Here is a 23,505-nt window from a genome sequence, read left to right as displayed (position 1 = left end):
GGGAATGGGTCCGTGCGGAACGCACCTGGCGGGCCGTCGCGGACGGCTACCGGTCCGCATACGCCATCACCTAGGCATACGGCGCCGCCGAGGCGCGTGCGCCCTCACATAGATGCTGGAAGGGAGCCTCCGGCGTGGATCTGGTGGTCATCGGACTCGGCTACGTGGGACTGCCGCTCGTGCGGGAGGCCTGCCGGGCCGGCCTGCGGGTCGCCGGTCTCGACCGCGACGCGCGCGTGGTCGCCGGGCTCAAGGCCGGGCTGTCGCACATCGACGACGTCTCGCCCGCCGAGATAGAGGAGATGCTGGAGACCGGGTTCGTCCCGAGCCTGCAGGAGGACGTCCTGGACGGCGCCCGCACCGTGGTCATCTGCGTGCCGACGCCGCTGTCGCCCGAGGGCGGCCCCGACCTCACCGCCGTGCGCGGCGCGTCCGAGACCGTCGCCCGGCACCTGGAGCCGGGCGCGCTCGTGGTCCTGGAGTCGACGACCTACCCGGGCACGACGGAGGAGGTCGTCCGGCCGATCCTGGAGACGTCCGGCCTGGTCGCGGGCGAGGAGTTCCACCTGGCGTTCTCGCCGGAGCGGATCGACCCGGGCAACCCGGTGTACGGGGTGCGCAACACGCCGAAGATCGTCGGCGGGCTGAGCGCGGCGTGCGCGTCGGCCGCGTCGGCGTTCTACGGCAAGTTCGTCGAGCGGGTCGTGCTGGCCAGGGGCACCCGCGAGGCGGAGATGGCCAAGCTGCTGGAGAACACCTACCGGCACGTGAACATCGCGCTGGTCAACGAGATGGCGGTGTTCTGCAACGAATTGGGCATCGACCTGTGGGACGCGATCGACTGCGCGGCCACGAAGCCGTTCGGGTTCCAGGCGTTCCGGCCGGGCCCCGGCGTCGGCGGGCACTGCATCCCGATCGACCCGAACTACCTGTCGTACAAGGTCCGCTCGCTGGGCTACCCGTTCCGGTTCGTGGAGCTGGCCCAGGAGATCAACGACCGGATGCCGCGCTACGTCGCCGAACGCGCGCAGCTGCTGCTCAACCGGGAGGGACGCGCGCTGAAGGGCGCCAAGGTCCTGCTCCTCGGCGTCACCTACAAGGCCGACATCGCCGACCAGCGCGAGTCGCCGGCCCGTCCGGTGGCGCGGCGGCTGGCCCGGCTCGGCGCCGACCTGTCGTTCCACGACCCGTTCGTCGAGTCCTGGGACGTCGACGGGACGGCCGTCCCGAACGCGGGCGGCGACCTGCGCGCGGCGCTGGAGGCGGCCGATCTGGCGATCGTCCTGGCCGACCACGCCGCCTACGACGCGGCCACGCTGACCCGGCACGCGCCGCTGCTGTTCGACACCCGCGGCCGGACGCGGAACACCCCCGCGGACACCGTGGAACTGCTCTGAGCGCGCGTCGTGGCGCGGTGCCCTGGCACACGCGGCGCCCTGACACAGGTGCCCTAGCACAGGGGACGGATTGGCCCGGCATCGTCCACGCCATGGACAGCGGGAATTCATCGGCAATTTCCATCGACGCCCAAGACTCGGCCCAAAGGGCATGATTCGGCGTCCGAGTCTTTTTCGTCCGGCCCGGTGCGGGAACCCGCACGGTACGGCCGCCGAGGGCGAAAGGGACTCGCTACGGAGTGAGTGATAATGCGGGTCTGTGTATGCACGGTCGTGCACCATCCCGAGGACGCGCGCATTCTGCACCGGCAGATACGCGCGCTGCTCGATGCCGGCCATGAAGTCACATATATCGCTCCATTTCGGGCATGTAATGCGACCCCGTGGCGGGAGATCAGCCCGGTGGACGTGCCGCGCGCCACCGGACGGCGCCGCATCCGTGCCTTGCGCGCGGCCCACCGGGCCCTCGCCGAGCACGCCGCGTACGCCGACGTGATCCTGCTGCACGACCCCGAGCTGCTGGTGTCGCTCCCGCGCGAGGTGCGCAGGCGCACCGTCGTGTGGGACGTCCACGAGGACACCGCCGCCGCGCTCAGCGCCAAGGGGTGGTTGCCGGGCCCGGCGCGTCCCGTGCTGCGGCCCGCCGTCCGCCACCTGGAGCGGCGCAGCGAGCGGCGGCACCGGCTGCTGCTCGCCGAGCACGGCTACCGGTCCCGGTTCAGCGAAGATCATCCCGTTGTCCCCAACACCACCTACGTCTCCGACAGCCGGCCCCCGGAGCCGGACGGCCGCCGCGCCGTCTACGTCGGGCAGCTCTCCCGGGCGCGCGGCGCGCTCGACATGATCGAGATGTCCCGCCCGCTGGCCGCCGAGGGCGTGCTGGTCGAGCTGATCGGGGCGGCGGACGCCGACGTCCGGGACCCGCTGCGGGCCGCGCAGCGCGAGGGGATCCTGCGCTGGTACGGGTTCGTCCCGAACGACCGGGCGCTGCGCATCGCCGAGGGCGCGATGGCCGGGCTGGCGCTGCTGCACGACGAGCCGAACTACCGGCACTCGATGCCGACCAAGGTCGTGGAGTACATGGCCCGCGGCGTCCCGGTGATCACCACGCCGAACCCGCCGGCCGTGGACATCGTGGAGCCCGCCGACTGCGGGCTGGTCGTCCCGTTCGGCGACCCGGAGGCCGCCGCGAAGGCCGTCCTGCGGCTGCGCGACGACCCGGGCCTGCGCACCGGCCTCGGCGAGCGCGGCTACCTGGCCGCCCGGGCGCGGTTCCACTGGCCCGTCCACGCCGAGCGCTTCGTCGCCCAGCTGGAGGCGTGGGCGGGGCGCTCCCCCGCTCAGGCCCCGGAGCACGAACCCGAGCCGGAGCCCGAACCGGAACCGGGCCCGAAGCCCGTCCCCGAGTACTGACCCCGGCGGGCCCGTCTCAGGACGGGTTGTTCAGCCGGTACGCGATGGACCGGGCGAGGCGCGCCGCCGCGCCCGCCGGCCGCTCCGCCTCCACCACCACAACGTACCGGCGGACGCGCAGCGCGATCATGCCCGCGGTCGGGCCGATCTCGTACGCCTCGTCGGCGCGGATGTCGCGGCGCCGCCGGGCCTGGGCCTGCGTGGCCTGCAGCGCGTCCAGCATCCGTGAGGCGGCGTGGTCCGTCCGGGCGACCCAGCGGACGCTGACGGTGATGCTCCCCACGGCCGTGTCCGGCCCGGTCGTGCCCACCGGGCCGGCGGTGCCCGCCGGACCGGTCGCGCTCGGCGTCGCCGACGCCGAGGACGACGGAGACGCCGAACCGGGCGACCCGGTCGGCCCGGGTTCGGGCGGGTTCCTCCGCTTCCCCTCGGGATCCTTCGGCTCGCCCTTGGACGGCTTGCCCTTGGACGGCTTGTACGTGCAGGACACCGCGCGCGGAAGCCGGACCGTTCCCGCATTGGCGCGGACGGGTTCGGCGACATGGCCCGCCATGTGCGCCGCCGCCAGGTCGGCCTTCTCCAGCAGGGAGCAGGCGTCCGGCCAGTCGCCCGCGGGGACGCCGTCCAGCTCGGCCGGTCCGGCGCCGGTGAGCCCGCCGCGGAGCGCGACCAGCCGTGCGGCGCCGTCCGGGCGCGGCGCGGCCTGCGGGACGCCCGCGTACAGCAGCCCGCCCGCCGCCGCCAGCCACGGCCGCGCGCCCGGCAGGTCGGTGTTCAGCGCGAACGGCGCGGGCGCGGTCGTGATGGTCCCGCCGCCGGGTTCGACGATGTCGACGCCCGCGGGCAGCAGCCGCTCCGACAGCCGGGGGCGCAGCGCGAACACGCGGCCGCCCGCCTGCGCGAGCGCCGCGTACGCGGGCACGTCCCGCTCCCATTCGACCTTCCCGGACGGGACCCGCCGCGCCTCCATGCGGGTCACGCTCCGCCTCTCCCCGTCCGGGTGGTAGACGATCATGAGCCGTCCGGCCGTCAGGACGGCCTGGCACATCGCGTCGCCGCACACGCCGTCGCCCTTCCACTCGGCGAACGCCCCGCCGCGGTCGTCGAACGCGCGCAGCGCCGTGCCGTCGGACGCCAGCGTCACGCCGTCCAGCATCGACACCTCGGGTGACTCCGGGGAGCCGAGCGGCCGGTTCCAGCGGACGGAGCCGGTCGCCGGCGCGACCGCGAGGAGCCGGCTGTGGCGGTCGCCTCCGGCGCACTCCAGGGCCAGCGCCGCGAGGGACTCCCGCCCGTCGGACGGGCGCGCGCCGCCCTCGAACAGCCGGCAGCCGCGCGGCAGCGCCAGCCGCCACACCCGCTTGCCGGACACCGCCGAGACCCCGAACAGCGTCCGGCGGGGCTCGTCGGTGGTGAGCAGCACGTCCGAGCCCGCGGGCCAGCGCAGCGTCGCCCGGGACACCGCCGCCGGGCGTTCGCCCTCCCGCCGCCACAGCAGCCCGCCCGACAGCGCGTCGAACGCGACGAGCAGCCGGTCGGTGCGGTCGCCGTCCCGCTGGAAGTGGGCGACCAGCCGGGACCGGGTGGACGCCCAGCCGAGCAGCGTCCACCCGGAGCGGCGGTAGCTCCAGCGGGGCGCGCCGGTCCGCGCGTCGCGGACGTCGAGGCCGTGCCCGGACGCCGTCACGACCTGGCCCTGCGCGACCGCGTAGGCGACGCCGTCATGCCCGGCGACGGCCCCGTGGTGCGTGCGGGTCGTCTGCTCCCAGCTCACGGCGAGCGGGCCGGGCGGCGGGCCCGTCTCGCTCTGCGGCGTGACGGGCTCGGCGGTCACGGTGTGCCGGACCTGCCACCATTCCGCGCCCAGCACGAACCGGTCGACGAGGACGGCGCACAGCGCGATGGCCACCGCTCCGGAGACCAGGCCGAGAGCGACGCGGACACCGCCCACGGACTCCGGCCGTCCACCGGGCCGCTGCCGGCTCGCGACCACGACCGCGCCGCCTCCCTCCGCGTACTGTGCCTGCAAGACGACACCCACCATGCCCTGTGGCGGGCGTCGGCGCGACAGAACGGAGCGGAACGTGAAGGTCTTCACCCATTGGCGAACCTGGGACGAGGCCCGGACCTCCCTCGCCGGGGGCGAGATCGACGTGGACGCTCTCGCCAGGGCCGCCGCCGCAGCGGAGCGCTGGCACGGCGACCAGCTCCGTCCGACCGGCGACCCGTACGTCCAGCACCTGCTGGAGGCGCTGGAGGTGCTGGTCAGCGGGCCGGGCGTGACCGATCCCGACGTCCTGTCCGCCGCGCTGCTGCACGACGTGGTCGAGGACACCCCGGCCACCCTCGCGGACGTGGAGGCCGGGTTCGGGCCCGTGGTGACGGAGCTGGTCGACTGGGTGACCAAGCCGCCGTCCACGGGCACGGGCCGCCAGGCGAAGCGCGCCGCCCGTGCCGCCTACCTGCGCCGTCTCGGCGAGGCGCCGCGGGAGGCCGTGCTGGTGAAGCTCGCCGACCGCGCCAGCAACGTCCAGACCCTCGACCGGATGCCGCCCGACTTCCAGCGCCGCTACTACGCCGAGACCGTGACCTACATCGTCCCGCTGGCCGAGTCCGACCCCTGGTTCAAGGACTGGTACGCGTCCTGGCGCCGCCATTTCGCCCACCTGATGTGACCGGACGGTCATGGAGTGGGAGAATCCCGCGCATGGAGCGGGAGTGGGTCGTTGAGGAGAGCGTGGCCGTCGAGGCCGAGGCCAGAACGGTGTACGCGGCGGTCGCCGACCTGCGCCGAATGCGCGAGTGGAGCCCGGAGCTGTTCGCCACCTGGATCCGCGGCCGGAGGATCGCGCCGGGCACGAAGTTCGTCGGCTTCAACCGGATCGGCTGGCGCGTCTGGTTCACGACCTGCCAGGTGACGGTCGCGGTGCCGGGCGAGGCGTTCGCGTTCCGCGTGTCCACCTTCGGGATGCCGGTCGCGCTGTGGGGCTACCGCATCGAGGACATCGCGGACGACCCGTCCGCCCCCCGGACGCGGCTCACCGAGTACTGGGAGGACCTGCGGCGCGACCGCCGGAGCGCCGCGGTCACCTCGCTGCTCGGCAAGGTCTTCACCGGCGTCCCCGCCGAGCGGCGCGCCGCGGCGAACCGCGAGAGCATGCGCGCCACCCTCGCCCGCATCGGGAAGGCCGCCGAGATCGCACGGCGATGAACACCGATTAGGCTGTTTCCTTCGGCCCTTCGGGGTACCGGGGGGACGTCCCCGGCGTCACATACGTGCGAGGAGCAGCCTGCATGTCGTCCCAGGTCACGGGGCTCACGACCGGTTCCGGCGGCACGGTGAAGGATCAGGAGATCGCCGCCGAGCAGCGCTATGTCGACATCGCGTACGCGCGGCTGGAGGAGATGCGCGCCGACGCCCAGGCCATGATCCGCGAGGGCTACCGGCAGTCGCTCGCGGGCACCAAGGGCTCGCTCGTGGACCGGGACGCGATGGTCCACCAGGCGGCGCTGCGCGCCCGGGCGCTGGACATCGCCGACGACGGCCTGGTCTTCGGACGCCTCGACCTGGCCCGCGCCGACCACGACCCCGCCGAGCACGCGTCCGGGGAGGTCCGCTACATCGGCCGCGTCGGCGTCCGGACCAGCGAGCACGACTCCCTGGTGATCGACTGGCGGGCGCCCGCCGCCGAGGACTTCTACCGCGCCACCCCGGAGGATCCGCGCGGCGTCGTCCGGCGGCGCGTCCTGCACTCGCGCGGGCACACGGTCGTCGACCTGGAGGACGACCTCCTCGACCCGGACGCGGCGGACGGCATGACGGTCGTCGGCGACGGCGCGTTCCTCGCCTCGCTGGCCCGCACTCGCGAGGGCGCGATGCGCGACATCGTCGCGACGATCCAGCGGGAGCAGGACGAGGTGATCCGCGCGCCCGCCGACGGGACGATCCTCGTCCGCGGCGCCCCCGGCACCGGCAAGACGGCGGTCGCGCTGCACCGCGTCGCGTACCTGCTGTTCCGGCACCGGCGCCGGTTCGGCTCCCGGGGCGTGCTGGTCATCGGGCCGAACCGCCGGTTCACCGCGTACATCGAGCGGGTGCTGCCCTCGCTCGGCGAGGGCTCGGCGACGCTGCGCTCGCTCGGCGACCTGGTGGACGGCGTGACCGCGACCGTCCACGACGCGCCCCGCCTCGCCCGGCTCAAGGGCGCGGACGAGATGGCGGCCGTGCTGCGCCGCGCCGTGACCGACCACGCGCCCGGCGCCCCGGACGAGCTGCGCGTCGTGTTCAAGGGCGTCGTCGTGACGCTCGACCGCGCCCGGCTCGACCGGGTCAGGAACGAGGTCCACCGGCGCAGCCGCGGCAGCGTCAACGCCGCCCGGGGCCGCGCCGCCGAGCTCCTCCTGGACGCCCTCTGGGAGCGGTTCACCGACGTCGGCGGCCAGGAGGCGGCCGAGGCGGCGGAGGGCGCCGAAGCGGGGCTGTGGAACGCGATCCTGGCCGCGGACGGCCTCGCCGCGCTCGACGACCCCCTCGACCAGGCGTCCGGGCGCGAGAACGGGAGCGGGCGCGAGAACGGGAGCGGCGACCCCAAGCGCACCCGGTTCGAGACGCGCGTCCGCGAGCAGCGCGCGTTCACCGACTTCCTCGTCGCCTGGTGGCCGATCCGCCGACCGCTGGACGTGCTGCGCTCGCTCGGCGACCCGTCCCGGCTGCGCCGCGCCGCCGGACGCGACCTCGACCGCGCCGGCCTCGACGCCCTGGCCGCCTCCTGGAAGGGCGAGAACGCGCCGCTCAGCTACCAGGACGTCGCCCTCCTGGACGAGATCGACGCGCTGCTCGGCTCGCCGCCCCGCCCGTCCCGGCGCAAGCCCGCCCCCGCCGACGACGACCCGTTCGTCGTGGACGGCGTCAACATCCTCACCGGCGAGGACGTCGTGGACGACACGTGGGAGCCGGAGATGCAGGAGCTGACGACGTCCATCGAGCGGCTGGAACGCTCGCGGCGCGTCGACGACGGCGTGGTCGAGGAGCGCCCCGAGTACGCGCACATCGTCGTGGACGAGGCGCAGGACCTCTCGCCCATGCAGTGGCGGATGCTCGGCCGCCGCGGCCGCCAGGCCAGCTGGACCATCGTCGAGGACCCGGCCCAGAGCGCCTGGGAGGATCTGGACGCCGCCCGCCAGGCCATGGAGGTCGCGCTCGGTGGCGAGCGGCCCGCGTCCAGGTCCCGGGGCCGGGGCAGGGGCCGCCGCGGGCGCGGCGGCGCCGCGCGCAAGCCCGCCCCCGCTCGCGTGCGGCACGAGTACGAGCTCACCACCAACTACCGCAACTCGACCGAGATCGCCGCCGTGTCCGCGCGGGTGCTGGCCGTCGCGCTGCCGGAGGCCCGCCCGGCGCGCGCCGTCCGCACGTCCGGCATCGAGCCGGTGGCGCGGGTCGTCCCGGAGCCCGGCCTGCCCGCCGCCGCGCGGGAGGCGGCGGAGGAGCTGCTCGGCCAGGTGGAGGGCACCATCGGCGTCATCGTCCCGCTGTCCCTCGACCAGTCCGGCGCGCAGGCGAGCCTGTTCGACGAGCCCGTCACCGCCTGGACGGCGTCCGACCGGGACCGGCTCGCCGAGAGCCTGCCGGACCGCGTCCAGGTCCTGGACGTCCTTGAGGCCAAGGGCCTGGAGTTCGACGCGGCGGTGATCGTCGCGCCGGAGACGGTGGCCGCGCAGTCCCCGCGCGGGCTGCGCGTGCTGTACGTGGCCGTGTCGCGGGCGACGCAGCGGCTGACCGTCCTCACCGCCGACCCGGACTGGCGCGACCGGCTCTTCGAGGACTGACCTCCGCGCGTCCGCGCAGCTCAGAGAGGCCGCGTCCGTCCGGCCGTGAAAAGCGCCCGGGCGCGCGGGTTAGGCTGACGCTGCCCCATTCGGACGGGTGGACGGAGATCGATGAGCGGTCGGAATCCCGCCCCCAGGCGGAGCTACGGCGGCCGGTCCGCCGAGGAGCGCCGCGCCGAACGGCGGGAGCGCCTGCTGGCGGCCGGCCTCGAACTGTTCGGCACGCGCGGCTACGCGGCCACGTCCATCGAACGGCTGTGCGCGACCGCGAGCGTGTCGACCCGCAACTTCTACGAGGAGTTCTCCGGGCGCGAGGAACTGCTCACCGCCCTGCACCGGACCATCAACGAGCGCGCCTCGCGGGCGCTGTCCACCGCGTTCGCCGAGGCCGCGGGCGCCGCCCTCGCGACCCGGGTGGAGCGCGCCGTCCGCGCGTTCGTGACCGTCACCGCCAGCGACCCGCGCTGGGCCCGCATCGCGTTCGTCGAGGTCATCGGCGTGAGCGCGAACCTGGAGCGGCACCGGCTGAACTGGCACGGCCAGTGGGAGGACGCGCTGCTCGCGATGACCCGCGAGGCCGTCCGGCGCGGCGAGGCCGTCGACCGCGACCACCGGCTCACCATGATCGCGATCATCGGCGCCGCCAACAACCTCGTCCACCACTGGTCCGCCCGCGACCAGGACATCCCCGTGGACGACATCACCGCCGAGCTGACCCGCCTGGTCCTCGCCGCCGTCACACGCCCCTAGATGATCGGGGGCCGTCCGGTGCGGGTCATGCGCCAGGCGGTCCGGTACGAGATGGGGCGGCGCGGGCCCGCCGGTTTGCGCCAGCCTTCCGTGAAGCCCCTGAACCAGGGCTTGAGGGCGCTCGGCCTGCGTTCGCGGACGACGGTCATGCCGACCCACACGGCGAGGTAGGTGAGGGCGAGGGGCCACGGGAGGTTGCGGCGGGCCAGCCAGACGCGGTTGCGGGCGTTGTAGCGGTAGAACATGTCGTGCCGCGTCGGCAGGACGGCCGGGTGGAACATGACCGCGGACGAGTCGTAGACGATCCGGTACCCGGCGTTGAGGATCTGCCAGGCGAGGTCGGTCTCCTCGTGCGCGTAGAAGAAGTCCTCCGGGAGGCCGCCGCCGGCGTCGAACGCGGCGCGGCGGATCGCGCAGGCGCCGCCGAGGAACGTCGTCACCGCGGAGGACCGTTCCGGGTCGCCGGCGCGCAGCCGCGGCACGTGCCGGCGCTCGCCGCGCCCGCCCTCGGGATCGCGGACGCGGAACGAGATGACGCCGAGATCGGGCTCGGCGGAGAACCGGTCGCGCAGGTACGTGCCGAGGCGGGTGGAGCGGTACCAGCCGTCGTCGTCCAGGAAGAGGACGACGTCGCCGCAGGACGCCGCCACGCCCCGGTTGCGCCCGGCGGGGATGCCGACGTTCTTCGGAAGGGCGAGGGTCTTGACGCGCTCGTCGTCGAACGGGGCGACGTCCGCCTTGCCGCCGAGGGGGTCGACGCCGTTGCCGACGAGGACGACCTCGACGTCCACGTGGTCCTGCTCCAGGGCGCTGCGGACGGCGCGGGCCAGCTCGTCCGGACGGTTGCCCATGGTCAGCACGACGACGGAGAGTTTCACTTCAGCCTCCGCGAGGCCAGGATGCTGACCAGGTGAAGGAGCGTCTGCAGGACGGCGACCGCCGCGACGGTGACCATCAGCACCCGCACCGCGACGGGGCCGTCGGCGCCGAAGACGGAGTCGAGCAGGGCGGCGGCGAGGATCAGCAGCGACAGCTCGACCGCGCCGATGATGCGGTGGAAGCGCAGCGTGGACGCGGCCTGCCGGGCGAGGGCGATGCCCGTCGAGCGGGGGCGCAGCGCGCGGTCGCCACCGGACGGGTCGGCGGGCAGGCCCGACTTGGCCCGCGCGACGACGACGTTGTCGGTCTCCGCCTTGATCAGCGCTGCCCCGAGCGCGGCGACGAGGCCGAGCTCGGCCCAGCCGCCGTTCTCCCAGCCGCCCTGCGCCATGAAGCCGAGCCCGATGAGCAGCGACACCTCGGATAGGTAGTGGCCGATGCGGTCGAGGAACACCCCCGCCACGGACGTCTGCCTGAGGTAGCGGGCGACCTCGCCGTCCACGCAGTCGAGCAGCAGGTAGATCTGGATGAGGACGGCGCCGGCGACTGCCGTCCACACCGGGGAGGCGGGCAGCGACACCACGACGCCCGCGGCGACGCCGCTCAGCATCATCAGATAGGTGAGCTGGTTGGGGCTGAACCCGAGGCGCAGCGCGATCCACGCGAAGTACGGGGACAGGGCGCGCATGTAGAGGCGGCCGGCCCAGTGCTCCTCGTTGCGCCGGTCCTTCAGGCCGGGCGGCTGCCCGTACCGGCGGACGTCGGCGACAGCGGCGCCTTTGCGGTGCGGCCGGGGCTCGCCACCGGAGGGCTCACCGCCGGGAGACTCACCACCGGGGGGTCCTGCGTCGCCGGGGGGTTCGGGGGAGCGGCTTCGTCCGGGGATCTCAGCCTCCATGGGCCTGGACATACTCTTCCACCGCCTTGAGGGTCGCGCCCTTGTCGAGGCCGAGGTGTTCCAAGATCGTATAGCGGCCGGGGCGGGTCTGCGGGGCGTGACAGACGGCCTCCGCGAACTGGTCGACCGACAGCCCGATATCGCTCGGCAGGCGCGGCAGGCCGTGCCGGCCGAGGCACGTGAGGATCTCGGCCAGCCGGTCCGCGCCGGAGCCGAGATGGGTGGCGCGCAGGTGGTAGCAGAACGCGGCGCCGATCCCGGCCAGCTCGCCGTGGTTGGCGGTGCCGGGGAAGAGCTGGTCGATGGCGTGCAGGATCTCGTGGTCGCCGCCGCTCGCCGGACGGGAGTCGCCGGCGAACGCCATCGCCATCCCGGACAGGACGAGCCCCTCCGCGAGGACGGTCAGGAACCGGTCCGACTCGATCGACGCGGGCTGGTGCAGCAGCGCCTCCGCGGCGGTGCGGGCCACGGTGAGCGCCATCCGGTCGACGCGCTCGCCGCATTCGTCGGCGGCGAGCAGCCAGTCGTCCACGGCGGAGAAGTTGCTCACCACGTCGCCGATCCCGGCGCGGACGAGGCGGGGCGGCGCGGCGTGCACGTAGTCGAGGTCGACGATCATCGCCAGCGGCATCACCACGCCGAACGAGCCCTTGCCCTTGTCGTGGACGAGCGAGGCCACCGGGGAGCAGATCCCGTCGTGGGACAGGTTCGTCGCGACCGACACCATCGGGATGCCGGACAGCGTCGCCGCGTACTTGGTGGCGTCGATCGTCCGGCCGCCGCCGATCCCGACGACGGCCTCGTACGACCCGGCGCGCAGCTTGGCGCCGAGGCCGACGGCGGCGTCGACGCTGCCGTCCTCGACCCGGTACACCTCGCAGGCCGACAGGGAGTGCCGGACGTGCTCGGCGATCTGGTCGCCCTGCCCGGGGCCGACCGCGATCGCGACCCGCCCCTCGGTGGCGATCCGCTTGTCGGCGAGCAACTCGCCGAGGCCCGCGACGGCGCCGCGCCGCACGTCGATGGACAGCGGCGCGTTCAGCATCCGCGTCAGCAGGGGCATGAGCCTCCTCGCTCGGGTCGTCCCGTGCTTCCGGTCAGTGGCCCTTGTCAGTAGCCCTTGGCGATCCGGCGGGCCTTCTCCAGGTCGTCGTGGTCGTCGACCTCGACCCACTCGATGTCGCCGATCGGGGCCACGCCGATGCGGCCGCCCCGGTTCACGTGCTCCTGGTAGCCGTCCTCGTAGTAGAGGTCGGGGTTCCGCTCCCAGGTGGCCTTGAGGGCGTCGGCGAGCGGCTCGGCGGCGGCGGGCTCGATGAGGGTGGCGCCGATGTACTCGCCGTTGGCGGTGGAGGGGTCCATCAGCTTGGTGATGGTCTTCAGGTGCCCCGCGTCGTCGAGGATGATCTTCATCTCCTCGTCAGCCAGAGTTTTCACATCGTCCACGGCGAGGAGGATGTCAGGCCCGCGGTTCGCCAATAGTGTCTTTTCGACGCTCACCGGATGGACCGTGTCCCCGTTCACCATGAGGACGCCCTTGGAGAAGTGATCCCGAGCCAGCCACATGGAGTAGGCGTTGTTCCACTCCTCGGCCTTGTCGTTGTGGACGAGCGTGATGGACACGCCGTACCGCTCCTCCAGCCCGGCCTGGCGCTCCTCGACCGCGCCGGCGCGGTAGCCGACGACGATGACGACGTCGGTCAGCCCGACCTCGGCGAAGTTGCCGAGCGCGATGTCGAGGACGGTCGTCGCGCCGTCCGCGTTCTCGACCACGGGGACGAGGGCCTTGGGGAGGGTGTCGGTGTACGGCCGCAGCCTCCGGCCCGCGCCCGCCGCCAGCACCATGCCGATCATGCTTTGCCTCTCTCTTCATTGTGGGGGCCGCCCCCCACACCCCCGGACCAGTGCTCCCGCGAGTCGACGATCACATCAGCGTCACGGCCGCGATCGCGCCGCGTCCACGTGAGGACGCTCTCACTGCCGAACAACACGCCAAGGTAGGCGGCCAGCGCCGCGTACGCGAACGGGAGGGACCCGGACAGGCCCGCGAGAGCCACGAGCAGCATCCGGCCCTCCCAGCCGAGCCCGGCGAGGACGACCCACTCCTGCGGCCGGGCCCCCCGGCGGACACGGCACATGGTGTCGTAGTGATGGAGCGCGAGCACCGCGATCAGCACGTAGACGAGCGGTGCCGACACGGAGTGCGCGAACCCCAACACGGCGAGGTAACCATACTCGATCCCGCGGAATATGGGCGGTGCGAGCCAGTCCAGCCGCCCGCTGTGCGGGTGCGCGGAGGACGGCCCGGTCAGCAGCAGGACGACGACCGGGGCGAACAGCGCCGGAGCCGGTCCGCCGTCAGCGCGCAGCGCCGGGAGCACGCCCGTCACGGCGGCGGCGAGGACGGCGGCGGGCAGCGGCGGGAGCCGTCCGGCGGCCATCCGGCCGAGCGCGCGGGACGCCGGGCCGTCGTCCCGGAAGGCCCACAGCGTCCTGGTGGTCAGGGCGGCCCTCATCGCACGAGAGACCTTGCCGCGCGTCCGGCGAGGACGACGGTGGACGCGGCCGAGGCCCACGCGAGGAGCACGGCGAACGTCGGCCGGGCGCCCGCGACGGCGGCCGTGACCGAGACCAGCGCGAGCCGCTCGCCGGGCGGCAGCCCGAGGCCCTTCCCGACCCGCCGCAGCACGCCGCCCCAGCCGGTCGCGCCCTGGCCGGACGGCTCCCAGTGGCCGGGCCGGGTCGCCGCGTAGGACGCGTCCATCATGTCCCGGACGGACAGCAGCGCCACCGCGCCCGTCGCCGCCCACCACAGGTTCGCGCCGGGCACGGCCGCTCCGGCGGCTCCGACCGCCCCGGCCGCGCCGGCCGTCAGGCCCGCGTACACGGCGAACTCACCGGCCCGGTCGAGGACGCCGCCGTCCGGCCGGAAGGCCCCGAGGACGACCGAGGCGCACAGCAGCAGCGCCCCGGCGACCAGGCCGCCGCGCGTGCCGTCCGAGAACCACACCGCGGCGAGCACCGCGAAGGCCAGGGAGATCGCCGATACGGTGTCCGGCGTGAGGTCGTCCACGGCATCGGCCGCCTCTCGGTCTGGGCGGATGGTCGCGGGGCGTGCGCCGGGCGGAGCCCGGCGGTACGTTGAGCGTGACCGGCCGAACGCGCGGGGACGCCTGGAGCATCGGGCCTCCGGCCGGTCGGAACGACTATGGGCAGGTGCACAGCGTAGTGGCCCGATGACCGGGTGTCGCGGGAAATCGAGGAGAGATGGGGACGCGGACGGTCGCGGTGGTGCTCGCCGGCGGGGTCGGCGCGCGCATGGGCGCCGGGCGCCCCAAGCAGCTCGTGGAGGTCGGCGGGCGGCCGATCCTGGCGCACGCGGTCGGCGCGTTCGACGCGCATCCGGGCGTCGGCGAGGTGGTGGTCGTGATGGCGGCCGGGCACCTTCGCGCGGCGGCCGCGATCGCCGCGCCGTTCCGGAAGACGGCGGCCGTGATCGAGGGCGGCGACACCCGGACCGCGTCCACGGTCGCGGCGCTGCGCGCGCTGGACGGCCGTCCCGACGACACCCGGGTGCTGTTCCACGACGCGGCCCGGCCGTTCGTGGACGCCCCGGTGATCGACCGCGTCCTGGACGCGCTGGACGCCCATGACGCCGTCGCGGTGGGCGTGCCCTCGTCCGACACGATCGTGGTGGTCGAGGACGGCCTGATCGCCTCCATGCCGCCGCGCGAGACGATGAGCCGGTTCCAGACCCCGCAGGGGTTCCGGCTCGGCACGATCCGCAAGGCGTACGAGCTGGCCCTCGCCGATCCGGAGCTGCGCGCGACCGACGACTGCGGGATCGTGCACCGCTACCTGCCGGACGTCCCGATCCGGGTCGTCGCGGGCAGCGAGCGCAACCTCAAGGTCACCCAGCCTCTCGACGCCGTCGTCGCCGAGCATCTCGCCACCGGCCATCCCACCACAGGCCATCCCACCACCGGGGACATCCCTTGATCTTCGAGAGCACGCCCACCGTCATCGGCCACCGCGGCTACGGGTCGGGCGACCTCACGCCGCCGGGCGCGCGGGCGCCCGTCGCCGAGAACACGCTGCCGTCGATGCTCGCCGCCGTGGAGGCGGGGCTGGCCTGGATCGAGATCGACGTGACGCGGACGGCCGACGACGATCTCGTCCTGCGGCACGACCCGACGACGTCCGAGGGCGACCACGTGGTGGACCTGCCGGCCACGGCGAGCGGCCTGCCCCGGCTCGCGGACGTCTTCGACGCGCTGCCCCCGGACGTGGCCGTCGACGTGGACGTCAAGACCGTCCTGGAGGACGCGGTGGACGACCCGTCACGCCGCACCGGCGCGCTGCTGCTGCCGGTGCTGAAGCGGGAGGCGAAGCGGCGCAGGCTGCTCGTCACGTCGTTCGACCCGTCGCTGCTGGCGTTCCTGCGGGACGGGCTGCCCGGCGTCCCGCTGGGCCTGCTGACGTGGCTGCGGTTCCCGCTGTGGCACGCCGTCCCGGCCGCGGCCGGTCTCGGGCTGGACGCCGTCGGCGTGCACACCGGGTCGTGCGGCATCGACCATCCCGACACGCGGCTGCGTCCGCTGGAGCACTGCGTGGACGTCGCGCACAAGGCGGGCCTGGAGACCGTCGTCTGGTGCCCGACCGCCGAGACCGCCCCGGACTACGCGGCCGCCGGGTTCGACGCGATGGTGGTCAACGACGTCCCCGGCGTGCTCGCGGCGCTCTGAGCGTCAGCGGCGCTGAGCGTCAGCGGTTGCCGCCGTACATGCGCGTCCACTCGCCCGGCTCGTCGTCATCGTCCGACCCGGGTCCTGAGGACGGCTTGGGCCTCTCGGACGCGGGCGGCAGCGGAGGCGGGTTGGACGCGGCGGGCGCATGGCCGTACTGGGGCGTCCCCTGCCAGGGCGGCGAACTCTGTCCCGGCGCCTGCGGTGCTTGCGGTGCCTGATGCGGCTGGTGCGGCTGGTGCGGCTGGTGCGGCTGGTGCGCCCCCATGGGCGGCGGGGCGCCGTGCATGGGGGGCGGCCCCATCGGCGCGGGCGGCGGCGCTCCGTACCGAGGCGCGGCGCCCATCCCGGCACGCGCCTGCCAGCGGGACGGCGCGACGGACGCCACCACGAGCGCCACGCCGAGCACCAGGAAGAGACCGAGGGGGCCGAGCGTCAGGTACCCGTAGCGGAGGTCCTTGGGGAGCACGTCGCGTCCGGCGTGCTCGAAGCTCCAGCGCGGAGCCAGGACCCAGAGAAGGCCGACGACCCCGTAGACGGCGCCGGGGATCAGCGAGGCCAGCGGCGACACCCGCGAGCCCGCGACCAGCCCGATGAGCACGGCCGCGAGCAGCATCACGCCCGCTCCGATCCACCGGTCGTCTCCGTGGAGGGAGAAGGTCCGCATGAAAGAGCTGAGCCTCATCGTCCCGTACATCAGGCAGGCGGCGATGATCGGCGTCACGACCAGGCCGACCATCGCACCTAGGCCGTGGCGTGCTCCGTTGGACATGGCCACCCTCCAAACCGGGTCGGCGGGCGAGATCCCGCCAAACCTAACCCTGAGACGGGCGCGAAGGCACGCGGGTTCGGAGGTCGATTTGGGTTTTCTGCCCGTTACTGCACTGACTCGCCCGGTTTGACCGGAGATGGCTGGCCGAGCCGCGGCGGGCTCGTCAGGAAGCCGACGCCCCAGGTCACGTGCATGGTGGCGTACACGAGCGGCAGGCGCGCCCAGGCGGACGGCGGCAGCCCGCGCCCCTCCACCACCGCCCCGGCGATCATCGCGGCCGCGTACCCGCCGGGCACGATCCAGCCGGGCCAGAACCCGAACGCGCCGGCGACCGCGCCGGCGGCCATCGCCACCACGGCGATCGGCGGCGCCAGGTAGCGCAGGTTCAGCGTGCCCTGGTGCTCGCGCCCGACGACGCGCCGCCAGCGGCCCGTGTGGAAGTACTGCTTGGCGAGGGCCCGCAGGTTGGGGCGCGGACGGTAGGTGACCCGCATCCGCGGCGTGAAGAACACCCGGCCGCCGGTCTGCCGGATGCGGTGGTTCATCTCCCAGTCCTGCGCGCGGGTGAACGTCTCGTCGTAGCCGCCGACGCGGTCCAGCGCGCTGCGGCGGAACGTCCCGAGGTACACGGTCTCGACGTCGCCCGCCTCGCCGCCGGTGTGGAAGCGGGCGTTCCCGACGCCCAGCTTGGACGTCATCGCCCGCGCGACGGCCTTCTCGAACGCGGTGACGCCCTCGGCCGCCATGATCCCGCCGACGTTGTCGGCGCCGGTCTCCTCCATCGTCTCCACGCCGGCGCGGACGTAGTCGGCCGGGAGCAGCGAGTGCCCGTCCACCCGGACGATGATCGAGTACTGCGACGCCTTGATCGCGATGTTGAGGCCCTGCGGGGTGCGGCCGGTCGGGTTCGCGACCACCAGGACGCGCGGGTCCTCGGCGGCGAGCTTGCGGGCGATCTCCTCGGTCCGGTCGCGGGACGGCCCGACCGCGAGGACGAGTTCGAGCTCGCCCGGGTAGTCCTGGGTCAGGATGCCGCGGACGGCGTCGGCCAGATGCCGCTGCTCGTTGAGGACCGGCATCACCACCGACACCGCCGGCCAGGTGCGTTCACCGGAATCGCTGCGGGGTTTCACGGCGTGCTGTGTTTCCTGCTTCGTTTCCTGCTGCGTGGCGCTCTGGGCATGGGGAGACGGGTTCATATGTGCTCGCGGGGCGCAGAGTGGGCAAGACGGCGCCACGTTACTGCACGGACACGATGTCCAGGTAGCGAACGGACGGGTGTCCCCCACTTTAGAGTGGTGGGGATTCGCGTCAGAACGACGTCTTCGGGAGGCGGCGGCCGGCATGGCAGACGGGTACGACTCGGGTCGCGGCGCGGGCGACCCGCCGGACGCCGACCCGCTGGAGCGCTATTTCCGGCCGCGTCCGGGCGCGCAGGGGGCGGCGGGCCCCGCGGCGGACGGCGACATCGAGGGCGTGACCATCGAGGGGATGCCCGCGCCGCGCGTCTCGGTGGAGGGCCCGCGCGGCCCGCGCCGTCCCGGCCGCGGGCTGAGCCCGCGGGCGGCGATGAGCGCGCGGCGGCAGAAGCGGTTCCTCACGCTCACCGGGACGATGTCGGTGGTCGTCCTGCTGACCTCGGGCGGCGCGTGGGCGTTCCAGAACTACGTGACCGGCCTGATCGACGAGGTGTCGGTCGGCGGGCTCGGCCGCGGCAAGGACGCCCCGAAGGGCGCGATGACGATCCTGGTCGCCGGGGTCGACCGCCGCGACGGGCTGACGAGGGAACAGCAGAAGGCGGCGAAGCTCGGGCACCAGCCCGGCGAGCGGTCCGACACGATGATGCTGGTCCACATCTCCCGCGACCACGACAGCGTGTCGGTCGTGAACCTGCCCCGCGACTCGTACGTGACGATCCCGGCGCACAAATCGAACGGCTCGGAGGGCGCCAAGGGGGCGCGGATCCCGGCCCGTCCGGGCAAGCTGACCTGGGCGTACCAGTTCGGCGGGCCCGACCTCACGGTCAGCACCGTCAAGCGCGCGACGGGCGTGTCCATCGACCACTACGTCGAGGTGAACTTCTTCGGGTTCGTGCGCATGGTGGACGCGCTCGGCGGCGTGGACGTGTGCACCGAGGTGCCGGTCAACGACCCGAAGAGCGGGCTCCGGCTCCCCGCAGGGAAGTCGCACGTGGACGGCCTGAAGGCCCTCTCGTTCACCCGCGCCCGCTACACGCTGTCGGACGGCAGCGACCTCGGCCGCATCGACCGGCAGCAGCAGTTCATGGCGTCGATGATGAAGCAGGCGCTGTCGACGAAGACGCTCAGCGACCCGGTGAAGTCGACAAGGTTCCTGAAGGCGTCGCTGAAGTCGCTGCGCGTCGACTCGGAGCTGGCCGACAACCTGCCGGAACTCGCCGAGCAGATGAAGGACCTGAAGACCGACGACCTGACGTTCGCGAAGATCCCGCTCGCGAATCCCGGGTACAACGCCGTCCTGTGGAACACGCCGGCGCCGCAGTCGGTCGTCCAGTGGAACCAGGACAGGGCGCGCGACCTGTTCACCAGGATCCGGCGGGACCAGCCGCTGGACGAGCACACGAAGAAGCCGAGCGCGCCGCCCACGCAGAAGCCCGAGGACCGGCTCACCGTGCCGCCGGACGACATCTCCGTCCGGGTCCTGAACGCGGTCGGCACGCAGGGCCTGGCGACGAGGGCGGGCGGGCAGCTGCGGGAGCAGGGCTTCCGCACCACGGTCGTGCCCGGCGTGGCGCGCCGCGGCCTGCAGACGACGCAGATCCAGTACGGACCGGCGGGCGCGGAGTCCGCGAAGACCCTGGCCGCCGCGATCCCGGGCGCCAAGCTGAAGCGCATCGACGCGCTCGGGTCGAGGCTGCAGGTCCTGGTCGGCGCGAACTGGTCCGGCACGCGAAAGGTCGAGGCGGGCGGCGCGTCGCCGAGCGCCTCCCCCACCGCGGGCATCGACACCGACACCGCCACCCAGAAACTCTGCGGCTGACCCTGATCTAGAATGATGTTCTAGACGCGAAGGGAGCCCCATGAGCGACGCACCCGGCGAGGCTGAGCCCGGCGAAAGCCCGCCCGGCGAGATGTTCTACGAGCCGCTCGGCGGCGGGCGCTTCGCCGCCACCCCGGCCACGGCGGGACCGTGGTCGCCGGACCTCCAGCACGGCGGGCCGGTGTCGGGCCTGATGGGACGGGCCTTCGAGCGGCACGAGCCCGTCCCCGGGACGCGGGTCGCGCGGGTGACGATCGAGATCCTCAGCCCCGTACCGGTGGCGACGCTGGACGTCACGGTCCGCGTCGTCCGTCCCGGCAGGCGCGTCGCGTACCTCGAAGGGGAGATCAGCCACGAGGGCCGCCCGGTCGTCCGCGCCGGCGCGTGGCGGATCATGGGGGCGCCGTCCCACCTGGAGCCCGTCGTCCACGCGCCCGCGCCGCCGCCCCGCCCCGAGGTCACTCCCCCGTTCGAGCAGTGGCAGGACCTGCACGTGCACGGCTACCTCGCGGCGATGGAATGGCGTCCCGTCCGCGGCTCCTTCGGCGAGCCGGGGCCCGGCGCGGCGTGGGCGCGGTCCCGGATCCCGCTGGTCGCCGGCGAGTCCGACACGCCGCTGGTGCGCGCGCTGACGCTGGCCGACAGCGCGTCCGGGGTCGGCAGCCAGCTCGACTTCGGCAAGTGGCTGATCATCAACACGGACCTGACGGTGGCCCTGCACCGCGACCCGGTGGGCGAGTGGCTGTGCATGGACGCGTCGCTGGACGCGAGCCCCGGCGGAAGCGCCCTCTGCGGCGCGTCGCTGGCCGATTCGTCCGGTGAGTTCGGTCGCGTCCTGCAGACACTTCTTGTGGACGAACGTCCGCTTGCGTAGAAAACCCGCGGCGACACGCCGCATCACGGCGTGTTCTTGATCGAACACTGTGGGTAACAATCGGTGTTGACAGAGAGTAGTCACTCGTCAGGAGCTCACAGAATGTCGACAAGGAAACTCGGCCTGCTCACGACGACCGCCGCGCTGGCGCTGACCGCCTCCATCGGCACCGCCAGCGCCGCCCTCGCCGCACCGCCGCCGTCTCCGCCGGACGCCACCAGCGCGTCCAACTCCGACCCCGTGCCGAACCTGGAAGCGGCACCAGAGGAACAGACGCAACCTAACGACCAGAGTCCGACGGACGAGCAAGCACCGCCGGACGCCCAAGCACAGCCGAACGCGCAGGACCAGCCTGAGGCGCAGAACCAGCCGAACGCGCAGGACCAGCCGCAGGCGCAAGACCAGCCGCAGGCGCAAGACCAGCCGCAGGCGCAAGACCAGCCGCAGGCGCAAGACCAGCCGCAGGCGCAAGACCAGCCGCAGGCACAGGACCAGCCCAACGCTCAGAACCAGCCGCAGGCACAGGACCAGCCCAACGCTCAGAACCAGCCGCAGGCACAGGACCAGCCCAACGCTCAGAACCAGCCGCAGGCGCAGAACCAGGCCAAGCCCGCCAAGCCGGCCGCGAAGCCCGCCAAGCCCGTCGCCAAGGACGGCACCAATCTGCAGGCGTGCGCGGACGGGAAGTGTGAGGTCCAGGTCAGGGACGGCCAGGAGATCCCGCTCGACAGGAAGTACGGCATGGGCCCGATCCAGATCGGCGTCGAGGGAAGCCAGGTGACCTTCACCGTCAGGAAGGGCAACTCGGAGTCGAAGACGTCCGCCAACGCGGCCCAGCCGGGCTCGATGGCGTCGTACGACGGCCTGATGCTGAGCCCGCGCATGGCGCCGGACGGCAGCATCGTCCTCAAGGTCTCCCGCGCCTGACGGAGACCGAGGAAGACAGCACTGACAGGGTGGTGGCCGCCGGCCACCACCCTGTCGGCTGTCGCCGTACGATTCGAGCAGGTGCACCGCTCCCGTTTACCGGCCAGTACACTGCCGCGGTCGATGTACCGACCCGCCCAGAGTGGGCACCTGTTCAGAGAGGCCGCTAGTCGGCGACAGCGAAGCGAGAGGAGCCAGGCCTTGTCCTACCGGCTGACGGTCATCGGAACCGGTTACCTCGGCGCCACCCACGCGGCCTGCATGGCGGATCTGGGCTTCGAGGTCCTGGGGCTCGACGTGGACGAGGAGCGCATCGCCCGCCTCGCGGCCGGTGACCTGCCCTTCTACGAGCCGGGGCTGGAGCCTGTGCTGCGCCGCGGGCTGGAGAGCGGGCGGCTGCGGTTCACCTCGTCGTACGCGGATGCGGCGGAGTTCGGCGACGTCCACTTCCTGTGCGTCGGCACCCCGCAGAAGGCCGGGGAGTACGCGGCCGACCTCTCCTACGTGGACGCCGCGATCGGCTCGCTCGCGCCGCTGCTGCTGCGGCCGTGCCTGATCGTCGGGAAGTCGACCGTGCCGGTCGGGACGGCCGCGCGGCTCGCCGAGACGCTCGCGAAGACGGCCCCGGCGGGCGGCGACGCCGTCCTCGCGTGGAACCCCGAGTTCCTGCGCGAGGGCTTCGCCGTCCAGGACACCCTGCACCCGGACCGGATCGTCGCCGGGCTGCCCGCCGACCAGGGCGCCGCCGAGCACGCCGAGAAGGCGCTGCGCGAGATCTACCGGACGATGATCGCGGCCGGCACCCCGTTCATCACCAGCGACTACGCGACCGCGGAGCTGGTCAAGGTGTCCGCGAACGCTTTCCTCGCCACCAAGATCTCCTTCATCAACGCGATGGCGGAGGTGTGCGAGGCCGCGCACGCCGACGTGACGAAGCTCTCCGAGGCGCTTTCCTACGACGACCGGATCGGCGGCAAGTTCCTCGGCCCGGGCCTCGGGTTCGGCGGCGGCTGCCTGCCGAAGGACATCCGCGCGTTCATGGCCCGCGCCGGCGAGCTCGGCGCCGACCAGGCGCTCTCCTTCCTGCGCGAGGTCGACGAGATCAACATCCGGCGGCGGATCCGGATGGTGGACCTCGCCCGCAAGCTGCTCGGCGGCTCGTTCGCCGGACGGACGGTCGGGGTGCTCGGCGCCGCGTTCAAGCCGAACTCCGACGACGTCCGCGACTCGCCCGCGCTGGACGTGGCCGCCTCGATCCGCGCCCAGGGCGCGACGGTGACGGTGTACGACCCGCAGGCGATGCGGAACGCGCGCCGCGCCCAGCCGTCCCTGGAGTACGGCGACTCGGCCCTGTCCGCGGCGCGCGACGCCCATGTGGTGCTGCTGCTGACCGAGTGGGCGGAGTTCCGCGACATGGACCCGTCCGCGCTCGCCGAGGTCGTCGCCGAACGCAACATCGTGGACGGGCGCAACGCGCTCGACCCCGAGCGGTGGCGCGCCGCCGGCTGGAACTACCGGGCGCTGGGACGTCCCTGAGGGCGTCCCTGAAGGGGAAGTAAAGGGCCGCGAAGGCTGTTGTCGTGGTCATGGTTGATGCCTTCGCCGACCAGGACGTGATCCGGCGGCTGCTGAACGAGTCGAAGACGTGGGCGTTCGTCGGGCTCGGCGACAATCCCGACCGCGAGGTCTATACCCAGGCCAGGCTGCTGCAGGAGCGCGGCAAGCGGATCATCCCCGTCCACCCGGCGGCCCGGGAGGTGCTGGGCGAGCGGGGGTACGCGTCGCTGGCCGAGGTCCCGGACGTGGCTGACGTGGACGTCGTGGGCGTCTACCGGCGCGCCGAGCACGCCGGGCAGGCGGTGGACGAGGCGATCGCGGCCGGCGCGAAGGCGGTGTGGCTGCCGCTCCAGGTGATCGACGAGGCGGCGGCGCGGCGGGCGAAGGACGCCGGGCTCGACGTCGTCATGAACCGGTGCCCGGCCGTCGAGTGGGCCCTGCGCCGCTGA

22 protein-coding genes are annotated in these 23,505 nt (G+C 73.5%); 13 read left to right on the top strand and 9 right to left on the bottom strand.

The features are described from left to right. Nucleotides 1-134 precede the first annotated feature (134 nt). Nucleotides 135-1,397, top strand: coding sequence for a nucleotide sugar dehydrogenase (locus tag ETD83_RS10490; RefSeq protein ID WP_138644875.1), 1,263 nt, complete (start codon nucleotides 135-137; stop codon nucleotides 1,395-1,397). Nucleotides 1,398-1,646: 249 nt separating this feature from the next. Continuing rightward, nucleotides 1,647-2,810, top strand: a complete 1,164-nt coding sequence (locus ETD83_RS10485; protein ID WP_138644874.1) for a glycosyltransferase family 4 protein — start codon at nucleotides 1,647-1,649, stop codon at nucleotides 2,808-2,810. A 16-nt stretch (nucleotides 2,811-2,826) separates the two neighbouring features. Here the strand turns inward: ETD83_RS10485 and ETD83_RS10480 are convergent, their stop codons facing one another. After that, on the bottom strand, nucleotides 2,827-4,839 hold the full coding sequence (locus tag ETD83_RS10480; RefSeq protein WP_138644873.1) for an outer membrane protein assembly factor BamB family protein: 2,013 nt from the start codon (nucleotides 4,837-4,839) through the stop codon (nucleotides 2,827-2,829). Nucleotides 4,840-4,894: 55 nt separating this feature from the next. Between ETD83_RS10480 and ETD83_RS10475 the strand changes: the two genes are divergently transcribed. The 4 genes from ETD83_RS10475 to ETD83_RS10460 all read left to right on the top strand — a co-directional run bounded on the left by ETD83_RS10475 (nucleotide 4,895) and on the right by ETD83_RS10460 (nucleotide 9,386). Then, nucleotides 4,895-5,485 (top strand): HD domain-containing protein, encoded by a 591-nt coding sequence (locus ETD83_RS10475; RefSeq protein ID WP_138644872.1) that lies wholly within the window; start codon nucleotides 4,895-4,897, stop codon nucleotides 5,483-5,485. Nucleotides 5,486-5,517: 32 nt separating this feature from the next. Next, nucleotides 5,518-6,021: an SRPBCC family protein gene (locus ETD83_RS10470; protein ID WP_138644871.1), complete on the top strand. Its 504-nt coding sequence runs from the start codon at nucleotides 5,518-5,520 to the stop codon at nucleotides 6,019-6,021. A gap of 83 nt (nucleotides 6,022-6,104) precedes the next feature. Next, nucleotides 6,105-8,636, top strand: coding sequence for a HelD family protein (locus tag ETD83_RS10465; RefSeq protein WP_138644870.1), 2,532 nt, complete (start codon nucleotides 6,105-6,107; stop codon nucleotides 8,634-8,636). A 111-nt stretch (nucleotides 8,637-8,747) separates the two neighbouring features. Further along, nucleotides 8,748-9,386: a TetR/AcrR family transcriptional regulator gene (locus ETD83_RS10460; protein WP_138644869.1), complete on the top strand. Its 639-nt coding sequence runs from the start codon at nucleotides 8,748-8,750 to the stop codon at nucleotides 9,384-9,386. Here the strand turns inward: ETD83_RS10460 and ETD83_RS10455 are convergent. The 6 genes from ETD83_RS10455 to ETD83_RS45670 form a co-directional block, all read right to left on the bottom strand. Continuing rightward, nucleotides 9,383-10,237, bottom strand: a complete 855-nt coding sequence (locus ETD83_RS10455; protein ID WP_138644883.1) for a glycosyltransferase family 2 protein — start codon at nucleotides 10,235-10,237, stop codon at nucleotides 9,383-9,385. The genes ETD83_RS10460 and ETD83_RS10455 overlap by 4 nt on opposite strands. Before the next feature lie 23 nt (nucleotides 10,238-10,260). After that, nucleotides 10,261-11,163 carry a CDP-alcohol phosphatidyltransferase family protein gene (locus tag ETD83_RS10450; protein WP_230420814.1) on the bottom strand — a complete coding sequence of 301 codons (903 nt, stop codon included), beginning with the start codon at nucleotides 11,161-11,163 and terminating at the stop codon, nucleotides 10,261-10,263. After that, nucleotides 11,153-12,208, bottom strand: coding sequence for an iron-containing alcohol dehydrogenase family protein (locus ETD83_RS10445; RefSeq protein ID WP_171064123.1), 1,056 nt, complete (start codon nucleotides 12,206-12,208; stop codon nucleotides 11,153-11,155). The genes ETD83_RS10450 and ETD83_RS10445 overlap by 11 nt, the downstream gene beginning before the upstream one ends. Before the next feature lie 65 nt (nucleotides 12,209-12,273). Next, nucleotides 12,274-13,017 (bottom strand): phosphocholine cytidylyltransferase family protein, encoded by a 744-nt coding sequence (locus tag ETD83_RS10440; protein ID WP_138644866.1) that lies wholly within the window; start codon nucleotides 13,015-13,017, stop codon nucleotides 12,274-12,276. Next, nucleotides 13,014-13,679, bottom strand: a complete 666-nt coding sequence (locus ETD83_RS10435) for a DUF5941 domain-containing protein (RefSeq protein WP_205717588.1) — start codon at nucleotides 13,677-13,679, stop codon at nucleotides 13,014-13,016. Before ETD83_RS10435 ends, ETD83_RS10440 begins: the two co-directional genes overlap by 4 nt. Further along, a complete protein-coding gene (locus ETD83_RS45670; protein ID WP_138644865.1) occupies nucleotides 13,676-14,236 on the bottom strand; it encodes a DUF5941 domain-containing protein in 561 nt (186 codons plus the stop codon). The genes ETD83_RS10435 and ETD83_RS45670 overlap by 4 nt, the downstream gene beginning before the upstream one ends. A 194-nt stretch (nucleotides 14,237-14,430) precedes the next feature. Here ETD83_RS45670 and ispD point away from each other — a divergent pair, with 194 nt between their 5' ends. Beyond that, nucleotides 14,431-15,162 carry a 2-C-methyl-D-erythritol 4-phosphate cytidylyltransferase gene (ispD, locus tag ETD83_RS10425; RefSeq protein WP_138644864.1) on the top strand — a complete coding sequence of 244 codons (732 nt, stop codon included), beginning with the start codon at nucleotides 14,431-14,433 and terminating at the stop codon, nucleotides 15,160-15,162. Then, nucleotides 15,159-15,908, top strand: coding sequence for a glycerophosphodiester phosphodiesterase (locus tag ETD83_RS10420; protein WP_138644863.1), 750 nt, complete (start codon nucleotides 15,159-15,161; stop codon nucleotides 15,906-15,908). Before ispD ends, ETD83_RS10420 begins: the two co-directional genes overlap by 4 nt. A gap of 19 nt (nucleotides 15,909-15,927) precedes the next feature. Here the strand turns inward: ETD83_RS10420 and ETD83_RS10415 are convergent, their stop codons facing one another. Next, entirely contained in the window at nucleotides 15,928-16,680 is a 753-nt protein-coding gene (locus ETD83_RS10415) for a hypothetical protein (RefSeq protein WP_138644862.1), read from the bottom strand. A 104-nt stretch (nucleotides 16,681-16,784) separates the two neighbouring features. After that, entirely contained in the window at nucleotides 16,785-17,879 is a 1,095-nt protein-coding gene (locus tag ETD83_RS10410; RefSeq protein ID WP_138644861.1) for a glycosyltransferase family 2 protein, read from the bottom strand. Between the two features lie 145 nt (nucleotides 17,880-18,024). Between ETD83_RS10410 and ETD83_RS10405 the strand changes: the two genes are divergently transcribed. From ETD83_RS10405 to ETD83_RS10385, 5 genes are all read left to right on the top strand, one after another. Continuing rightward, nucleotides 18,025-19,698 carry an LCP family protein gene (locus ETD83_RS10405; RefSeq protein ID WP_138644860.1) on the top strand — a complete coding sequence of 558 codons (1,674 nt, stop codon included), beginning with the start codon at nucleotides 18,025-18,027 and terminating at the stop codon, nucleotides 19,696-19,698. Nucleotides 19,699-19,738: 40 nt separating this feature from the next. Next, nucleotides 19,739-20,572 (top strand): thioesterase family protein, encoded by an 834-nt coding sequence (locus ETD83_RS10400; RefSeq protein ID WP_230420813.1) that lies wholly within the window; start codon nucleotides 19,739-19,741, stop codon nucleotides 20,570-20,572. A gap of 102 nt (nucleotides 20,573-20,674) precedes the next feature. Next, complete coding sequence (locus ETD83_RS10395) at nucleotides 20,675-21,499, top strand: hypothetical protein (protein ID WP_138644859.1); 825 nt, start codon at nucleotides 20,675-20,677, stop codon at nucleotides 21,497-21,499. A 201-nt stretch (nucleotides 21,500-21,700) separates the two neighbouring features. After that, entirely contained in the window at nucleotides 21,701-23,035 is a 1,335-nt protein-coding gene (locus ETD83_RS10390; RefSeq protein ID WP_138644858.1) for a UDP-glucose dehydrogenase family protein, read from the top strand. Between the two features lie 50 nt (nucleotides 23,036-23,085). Continuing rightward, complete coding sequence (locus ETD83_RS10385; protein WP_138644857.1) at nucleotides 23,086-23,505, top strand: CoA-binding protein; 420 nt, start codon at nucleotides 23,086-23,088, stop codon at nucleotides 23,503-23,505.

Origin of the sequence: Actinomadura soli, assembly GCF_005889715.1 — a bacterium.
Lineage (GTDB): Bacteria > Actinomycetota > Actinomycetes > Streptosporangiales > Streptosporangiaceae > Spirillospora > Spirillospora soli.
This window is presented reverse-complemented; position numbering and strand designations above follow the sequence as displayed.

Excerpts from the sequence above, each read along its gene's own strand:
- ETD83_RS10485 (WP_138644874.1), top strand. The coding sequence starts at position 1,647 with ATGCGGGTCTGTGTATGCACGGTCGTGCACCATCCCGAGGACGCGCGC.
- ETD83_RS10470 (WP_138644871.1), top strand. The coding sequence starts at position 5,518 with ATGGAGCGGGAGTGGGTCGTTGAGGAGAGCGTGGCCGTCGAGGCCGAG.
- ETD83_RS10465 (WP_138644870.1), top strand. The coding sequence starts at position 6,105 with ATGTCGTCCCAGGTCACGGGGCTCACGACCGGTTCCGGCGGCACGGTG.
- ETD83_RS10460 (WP_138644869.1), top strand. The coding sequence starts at position 8,748 with ATGAGCGGTCGGAATCCCGCCCCCAGGCGGAGCTACGGCGGCCGGTCC.
- ETD83_RS10455 (WP_138644883.1), bottom strand. The coding sequence starts at position 10,237 with ATGGGCAACCGTCCGGACGAGCTGGCCCGCGCCGTCCGCAGCGCCCTG.
- ETD83_RS10450 (WP_230420814.1), bottom strand. The coding sequence starts at position 11,163 with ATGGAGGCTGAGATCCCCGGACGAAGCCGCTCCCCCGAACCCCCCGGC.
- ETD83_RS10445 (WP_171064123.1), bottom strand. The coding sequence starts at position 12,208 with ATGCTGAACGCGCCGCTGTCCATCGACGTGCGGCGCGGCGCCGTCGCG.
- ETD83_RS10440 (WP_138644866.1), bottom strand. The coding sequence starts at position 13,017 with ATGATCGGCATGGTGCTGGCGGCGGGCGCGGGCCGGAGGCTGCGGCCG.
- ETD83_RS10435 (WP_205717588.1), bottom strand. The coding sequence starts at position 13,679 with ATGAGGGCCGCCCTGACCACCAGGACGCTGTGGGCCTTCCGGGACGAC.
- ispD (WP_138644864.1), top strand. The coding sequence starts at position 14,431 with ATGGGGACGCGGACGGTCGCGGTGGTGCTCGCCGGCGGGGTCGGCGCG.
- ETD83_RS10415 (WP_138644862.1), bottom strand. The coding sequence starts at position 16,680 with ATGTCCAACGGAGCACGCCACGGCCTAGGTGCGATGGTCGGCCTGGTC.
- ETD83_RS10410 (WP_138644861.1), bottom strand. The coding sequence starts at position 17,879 with ATGAACCCGTCTCCCCATGCCCAGAGCGCCACGCAGCAGGAAACGAAG.
- ETD83_RS10405 (WP_138644860.1), top strand. The coding sequence starts at position 18,025 with ATGGCAGACGGGTACGACTCGGGTCGCGGCGCGGGCGACCCGCCGGAC.
- ETD83_RS10400 (WP_230420813.1), top strand. The coding sequence starts at position 19,739 with ATGAGCGACGCACCCGGCGAGGCTGAGCCCGGCGAAAGCCCGCCCGGC.
- ETD83_RS10395 (WP_138644859.1), top strand. The coding sequence starts at position 20,675 with ATGTCGACAAGGAAACTCGGCCTGCTCACGACGACCGCCGCGCTGGCG.
- ETD83_RS10385 (WP_138644857.1), top strand. The coding sequence starts at position 23,086 with ATGGTTGATGCCTTCGCCGACCAGGACGTGATCCGGCGGCTGCTGAAC.